The 5,787-nt window shown below is 69.5% G+C and carries 8 protein-coding genes; 7 read left to right on the forward strand and 1 reads right to left on the reverse strand.

The annotated features are described in order from the left end of the window. From ABF401_RS11885 to ABF401_RS11905, 5 genes are all read left to right on the forward strand, one after another. Positions 1 to 229: hypothetical protein (locus ABF401_RS11885; RefSeq protein ID WP_353509776.1), on the forward strand; the 229-nt coding region annotated here is incomplete at its 5' end. Between the two features lie 125 nt (positions 230 to 354). Next, entirely contained in the window at positions 355 to 1,041 is a 687-nt protein-coding gene (locus ABF401_RS11890; protein WP_353509777.1) for a glycosyltransferase family 2 protein, read from the forward strand. Further along, positions 1,038 to 1,442 (forward strand): DUF2304 domain-containing protein, encoded by a 405-nt coding sequence (locus ABF401_RS11895; RefSeq protein WP_353509778.1) that lies wholly within the window; start codon positions 1,038 to 1,040, stop codon positions 1,440 to 1,442. Before ABF401_RS11890 ends, ABF401_RS11895 begins: the two co-directional genes overlap by 4 nt. Continuing rightward, positions 1,432 to 2,679, forward strand: coding sequence for an LCP family protein (locus ABF401_RS11900; RefSeq protein ID WP_353509779.1), 1,248 nt, complete (start codon positions 1,432 to 1,434; stop codon positions 2,677 to 2,679). The genes ABF401_RS11895 and ABF401_RS11900 overlap by 11 nt, the downstream gene beginning before the upstream one ends. A 7-nt stretch (positions 2,680 to 2,686) precedes the next feature. After that, positions 2,687 to 3,427 carry a TIGR03089 family protein gene (locus ABF401_RS11905; RefSeq protein ID WP_353509780.1) on the forward strand — a complete coding sequence of 247 codons (741 nt, stop codon included), beginning with the start codon at positions 2,687 to 2,689 and terminating at the stop codon, positions 3,425 to 3,427. Positions 3,428 to 3,430: 3 nt separating this feature from the next. Here ABF401_RS11905 and ABF401_RS11910 read toward each other — a convergent pair whose 3' ends face one another. Then, the gene (locus tag ABF401_RS11910) at positions 3,431 to 3,931 is read right to left on the reverse strand and encodes a peptidoglycan-binding domain-containing protein (protein WP_353509781.1); all 501 of its coding nucleotides are present in this window, start codon (positions 3,929 to 3,931) and stop codon (positions 3,431 to 3,433) included. 307 nt (positions 3,932 to 4,238) lie between these two features. On the opposite strand from ABF401_RS11910, the gene ABF401_RS11915 reads away from it, so the two are divergent. Together ABF401_RS11915 and ABF401_RS11920 are read left to right on the forward strand one after the other, a co-directional pair. Then, positions 4,239 to 5,042 (forward strand): CoA transferase subunit A, encoded by an 804-nt coding sequence (locus ABF401_RS11915; protein ID WP_353509782.1) that lies wholly within the window; start codon positions 4,239 to 4,241, stop codon positions 5,040 to 5,042. A 1-nt stretch (position 5,043) separates the two neighbouring features. After that, positions 5,044 to 5,694 (forward strand): 3-oxoacid CoA-transferase subunit B, encoded by a 651-nt coding sequence (locus ABF401_RS11920; protein ID WP_353509783.1) that lies wholly within the window; start codon positions 5,044 to 5,046, stop codon positions 5,692 to 5,694. Positions 5,695 to 5,787 lie beyond the last annotated feature (93 nt).

Below are 5,787 nucleotides of genomic sequence, written 5' to 3' on the forward strand. Positions count from 1 at the left end.
GCGCAAACAGGCCGACGCCCTCGCCCTGGCCGCACGCGACCTCGAAGAGGCGCTTCGTTCGCCGGTCCTTCCCGTGCTCGTCGGGGAGGAGCGCGACGTCCTCGCTCGAGGTTCCTCGACCGTGCTCGTTCTCTCGCGTGACCAGCTGGCTCGCCTCATCGAGGAGCTGGGCCACGAGCCGGACGAGCAACGCACCCAGGAAGTGGCCTGCGCGTGTCCACCGTGGTAGTGGCAGCGGAACCCGGGAAGCCCGCCCCGCGCAGGCCCGCGGTTTCGTCCGGTAGTGAGCTCGGCGGCATACGCCAGCGTGGTGCGGGGACAGGTCACGGTCGACTCGGCTTTACTCTTGTGGTGATGCAAGCGAACGACGTGTGGCTCGTGGTGCCGCTCTACAACGAGGCGAAGGTCATCGGCGACGTCGTTCGCGCTGCACGCACCCGCTTCCCCAAGGTCGTGTGCGTCGACGACGGGTCAAGTGATGAGTCGGCGCGACGCGCCGAGGAGGCAGGCGCCGTCGTCGTGCGACACCCCGCCAACCTCGGGCAGGGCGCGGCACTCCAGACCGGCTTCGACTACGCCCTGACCGATCGCGACATGCGCTACTGCGTCACGTACGACGCGGACGGCCAGCACCAGCTCGCCGACGTCGAGGCAATGCTGGCGCGCATCAGGCAGGGAGACGTCCGAGTGGTCTTCGGCTCCCGCTTCCTCGATGATCGGACGCAGGCATCGAGCCTGAAGAAGCTGGTCCTGCGGATGGCGGTCGGCTACACCAACCTCACGACGGGCACGCGACTCACCGATGCGCACAACGGGCTGCGCGTGCTCGAGCGCGACGTCGTCGCCCGGATCGACATCACGCAGAACCGCATGGCCCATGCCTCCGAGATCGTCGCGCAGATCGGCTCGATGCGGTTCGACGGCAGGCCAGTCACCTATGCGGAGGCACCCGTGCACATTCTCTACACCGACTACAGCCGGTCCAAGGGCCAGTCGCTGTGGAATGCGGTGAACATCCTTGCGGAGCTGATCTGGCGATGAGCCGACAGAGTGTCATCCAGATCCTTCTCATCGCGGCCACGATGGCCGTCGCGTGGCGGCTGCTGGCGGGTTCGGGTCAGCGATCCCAGGCGGTGCGGCGCCTCGGGCTGCTCGCTCTCGCCGCTCTCGCGATCTACTCGATCATCGACCCGAGCAAGACCTGGACGAGGCTCGCCGCGTTCCTCGGGGTCGGCCGCGGTGCCGACCTCATCCTCTATGGTCTCGTGGTCGCGTTCTTCGGATTCGTCGTGACGACCTTCAAACGATTCCGGCAGATGGAGCTCCGCTACACCCGACTCGCCCGACGCATCGCTCTCGACGAGGCGCCGCGCGTCAGCGACGTCTTCCCCTCAGCGGCGCACGCGCCCGCTTCCGACCCGAAGGGCACCAATGCCGACTGACTCGACCCGTCGCCGATCGGGCGCGGGCGCCTCGGACGACGACGCCTACGTCGTGGACACCCGGAACCGTCGGCCCGCTCCGGCACGAGCGGGCGACGAGCGCAGCCAGCGCGCACAGGAGCACGACGCGTACACCGTCGACACCCGCGACGCGGGGAGGCGCCAGCGGCAGGCGTCAGGACAGCCGCGGCCCGGGCCTGCGGGCCCGACACGCCAGACCGGCGCGCCGCCCACCGCACCTCGCAAACCTCGGCGCAAGGGACGGCTGGCCCTGCTCATTGCGGGGCTCCTCGTCATCAGCTGGCTGGCGTTCCTCATCCTCGTGCCGGTGTGGGCATGGGCGACCATTACTCGGGTCGACAACGTCCCTGCAGGCGAGCGGCCACCGGACACGGCTGGGCACAACTACCTGCTCGTCGGCTCCGACAGCCGGGAGGGGCTCACCCCCGAGCAGCGCCGGGAGCTGACGACCGGCAACGCGGGGGGCAACCGCACCGACACGATCATGCTCGTCCACGTGTCCGAGAGCGGCGGCAAGCCGGTCCTCATCTCGATCCCCCGCGACTCCTACGTCCCGATCCCCGGCCACGGCAGCAACAAGATCAACGCCGCGTTCGCGTTTGGCGGGCCCAAGCTGCTCACCGAGACGGTCGAGCAGGTCACCGGCCTGCACATCAACGGCTACCTCGAGATCGGGCTCGGCGGATTCGCCGGCATGGTCGACGCACTGGGCGGCGTCAACCTGTGCGTCCCGCGCGACATGCAGGACGTCAAGGCGGGCATCGACCTCAAGAAGGGCTGCCAGGTGCTCGACGGCAAGAACGCCTTGGGCTACGTGCGGTCCCGCTACGAGGACCCGCTCGGGGACATCGGCCGCGCCAACCGGCAGCGGCAGTTCCTCGGTGCCCTGATGAAGCAGTCCGCCACGCCGTCCACCGTGCTGCTGCCCTGGCGCTACAAGAACGTGGTCGACGCGGCGGCCGGCGGCGTCGCGGTGGGCGAGGAGACGTCGATCTTCGACGCCTACCGCATCCTCCAGGCGATGCGCGCCGTGAGCAGCGACGAGGGGCTGTCCCTGACCGTCCCGATCGCCGACATGGCCTACCGCACGAACAACGCCGGAGTGGCCGTCAAGTGGGACAGCAAACGCGCCCTCGCGCTCTTCAATGCCCTCCGGGACGACGAGCCGCTGACCGAGGCGCCGCCCGGGACGACTCCGGGGCAGGACGGGAAGTGAGTCGCCGATGACCGGCGCGGTCTTTCCGGCCGAGGTGCTCGCCCGTCTCGTCCAGAGCGACTCGGGGCGCCCACGGCTCACCTGGTACGACGACGCCCCGGGTCCGACGAACGGCGAGCGGATCGAGCTCAGCGCCCGGGTGCTGACGAACTGGGTCGCCAAGGCCGCGAACCTGCTGCAGGACGACTGCGCCGCCGGGCCGGGGACGACAGTCGGGCTCGAGGTGCCCGCGCACTGGCGTGCGGTCTACTGGGCGCTGGCCACCTGGTCCGTCGGTGCGACGGTCGTCCTCGGGACGGCCGCGTCCGACTCCGACGTCCTCCTGACGACCGACCCAGCGGCCGCGGCTGCCCACGGCGGCGATGCGGTGCTGGTCTCCCTGCCGGCTCTCGCGCGAGCGCATCCGGATGCCGCCGACGCCGGCGGTGCCGTCGACGAGGCGAAGGAGCTGTCCACCCACGGCGACCAGTTCTCCCCGATGTCCGACCCCGAGAGCGGGGATCTCGCGTTGAGCTCAGACGGCGTGGACACGACCTACGCGGACCTGGTGAGGCTGCGGGACGACTGGGGCGCCGCACCGCGGGTCGCCGTTGACGACACGCTCCCCCGGCTCATCGAGGGCTGCCTGAGCGCGTGGGCCTCCGACGGTTCGGTCGTCGCGATGCGCGGCTCGGCCAGCGTGGACCCCGAGGCTCTCGCCCGAAGGCTCGAGAGCGAAGGCGTCACCCTTCCCCTTCTCGCCCGCTGAGCGCTAGGCCGAGAGGCGGTCGAGGAGCGACCACGTGCGGGACGCGACGACACCGGTGCTCGCCAGGCCTGCTCTGGCCTGGGCCTCCTTCACGGCCGCGCGGGTCCGTTCGTCGAAGAAGCCCGTGACCCGGACGCCGAGCACGCGCTGGACGGCCGCGACCCGAGGGCCGCTGTCGCCGTGCCGGAGCACCGTCGTGCGCTGCCCCACGAACGGGAAGTCGCGCGCCTCGAGCACGTCCCACAGGTCCGCCGTGACCACTCCGGTCGCCTCGAGCGCGAGCGAACGCTGCATCCCGATGACCCTGTCCCGCGTCACCGACCCGAAGACGCCGTCGACCGCGACGCCGCCGAGTGCCCGCTGCAGGGTCCGCACCGCCGCTCCGCGCGACCCCACGGCGAGCACGACGTCCTTGTACGGGGTGTAGCTCGTCGCGGTCGAGATCGTCGCGACAGCGCGACTCGCCGGGACGGCGCCGGCCCGCACGGTGGCGAAAGCAGTCATGACCCTGCCTCCTGTTCCCGCAAGTGTTCAACTGCACCATTTACTCACTGGAGTCACAGGGATAACAAGCCGGGACTGCTAACTACACCACCGTAATTCGTGACCGAATGTGCCCGGCACGTCGAGCGCGTATGCCGCTGAGCCGGCTCCCGAGGGCAGGTGACCGTGGGAGCGAGCCCAGCGGCATACGGCATCGTGGGTCGACGTGCGTGTGGCCTCCGTCACGTGGTGACCCACCAAGGCATGGGGTATGAAGTGGGGGCACCCCACGCCCTCGGACACCTGGTCGCCCTATAGAGTCCGATCCATGGACAAAGTCGTCTCCACTCCACAGGAGGCCATCGCCGGGATCAGCGACGGCATGTCGCTCGCGGTCGGTGGCTTCGGCCTCTGCGGCATCCCGAGCGTGCTCATCGCGGCGATCCACGACGCCGGCATCAGCGACCTCGAGGCGATCTCGAACAACTGCGGCGTCGATGACTGGGGTCTGGGGATCCTGCTCCGCGACAAGCGGATCCGGCGGATGGTCGCCTCGTACGTCGGGGAGAACAAGGAGTTCGAGCGGCAGTACCTCCATGGCGAGCTCGAGGTCGAGCTGACCCCGCAGGGCACGCTGGCCGAGCGGCTGCGCGCCGGGGGTGTCGGGATCCCGGCGTTCTTCACGATCACCGGGTCGGGCACCCAGGTCGCCGAGGGTGGCCTGCCGTGGCGGTACGACGCGGACGGCAACGTCGCGGTCGCCTCCCCGGCCAAGCAGACCCAGGACTTCGAGGTCGACGGGGAGAGGAAGACGTTCGTCCTCGAGCAGGCCATCCGGGCCGACTTCGGTCTGGTCCGGGCGGCAAAGGGCGATCGGCACGGCAACCTCGTGTTCAACCAGTCGGCGCGCAACTTCAACCCGCTGTGCGCGATGTCGGGCAAGGTCACGGTGGCCGAGGTGGAGGAGCTCGTCGAGCCGGGCGAGCTGAACCCGGACGAGGTGCATCTGCCGGGCATCTTCGTGCACCGAGTGCTGCCGCTCACCCCGGAGCAGGCCGCCGAGAAGCGCATCGAGCGGCGCACCGTGCGGCCGCGCACCGACGCCGCCCAGACCGAGAAGCAGGAGGCCTGAGATGGCACTGACCCGTGAGGAGATGGCCGCCCGAGCGGCCGCGGAGCTGTCCGACGGCGCCTACGTCAACCTCGGGATCGGCCTGCCGACGCTCGTGCCCAACTACGTGCCCGACGACGTCGAGATCGTCCTCCAGTCCGAGAACGGCATCCTCGGCGTCGGCGCCTACCCGTACGACGGTGACGAGGACCCGGACCTCATCAACGCCGGCAAGGAGACCGTGACGCTGCGCAACGGCTCCTCGTTCTTCGACTCCGCGACATCCTTCGGGATGATCCGCGGCGGCAAGGTCGACGCGGCCATCCTCGGCGCGATGCAGGTCTCCGAGAAGGGCGACATCGCCAACTGGATGATCCCCGGCAAGATGGTCAAGGGGATGGGCGGCGCGATGGATCTCGTCGCCGGCGTCAAGCGTGTCGTGGTGGTGATGGAGCATTCCGCCAAGGATGGTCCGAAACTCCTGAAGAAATGCAACCTGCCGCTGACCGGCGAGCGCGTGGTCGACCTGGTGGTAACGGATCTCGCCGTGTTCACCATCGACAAGCACGGCCAGGACGGCATGGCGCTGATCGAGCTCGCCGACGGCGTCACGTTGGACGAGGTGAAGTCCAAGACCGAAGCCGAATTCCGCGTCGCGCTGAAGAACGCGTGAGGGCCTGCCACTAAGTTGTCGTCGTCCCGGCCAAGCGAAGCGCGAGCCGGGACCCATAACCACAACATCAACGTTGCGTCAGGCTGGGCCGCG

This window comes from Intrasporangium sp., assembly GCF_040414665.1.
Taxonomy (GTDB): Bacteria; Actinomycetota; Actinomycetes; order Actinomycetales; family Dermatophilaceae; genus Intrasporangium.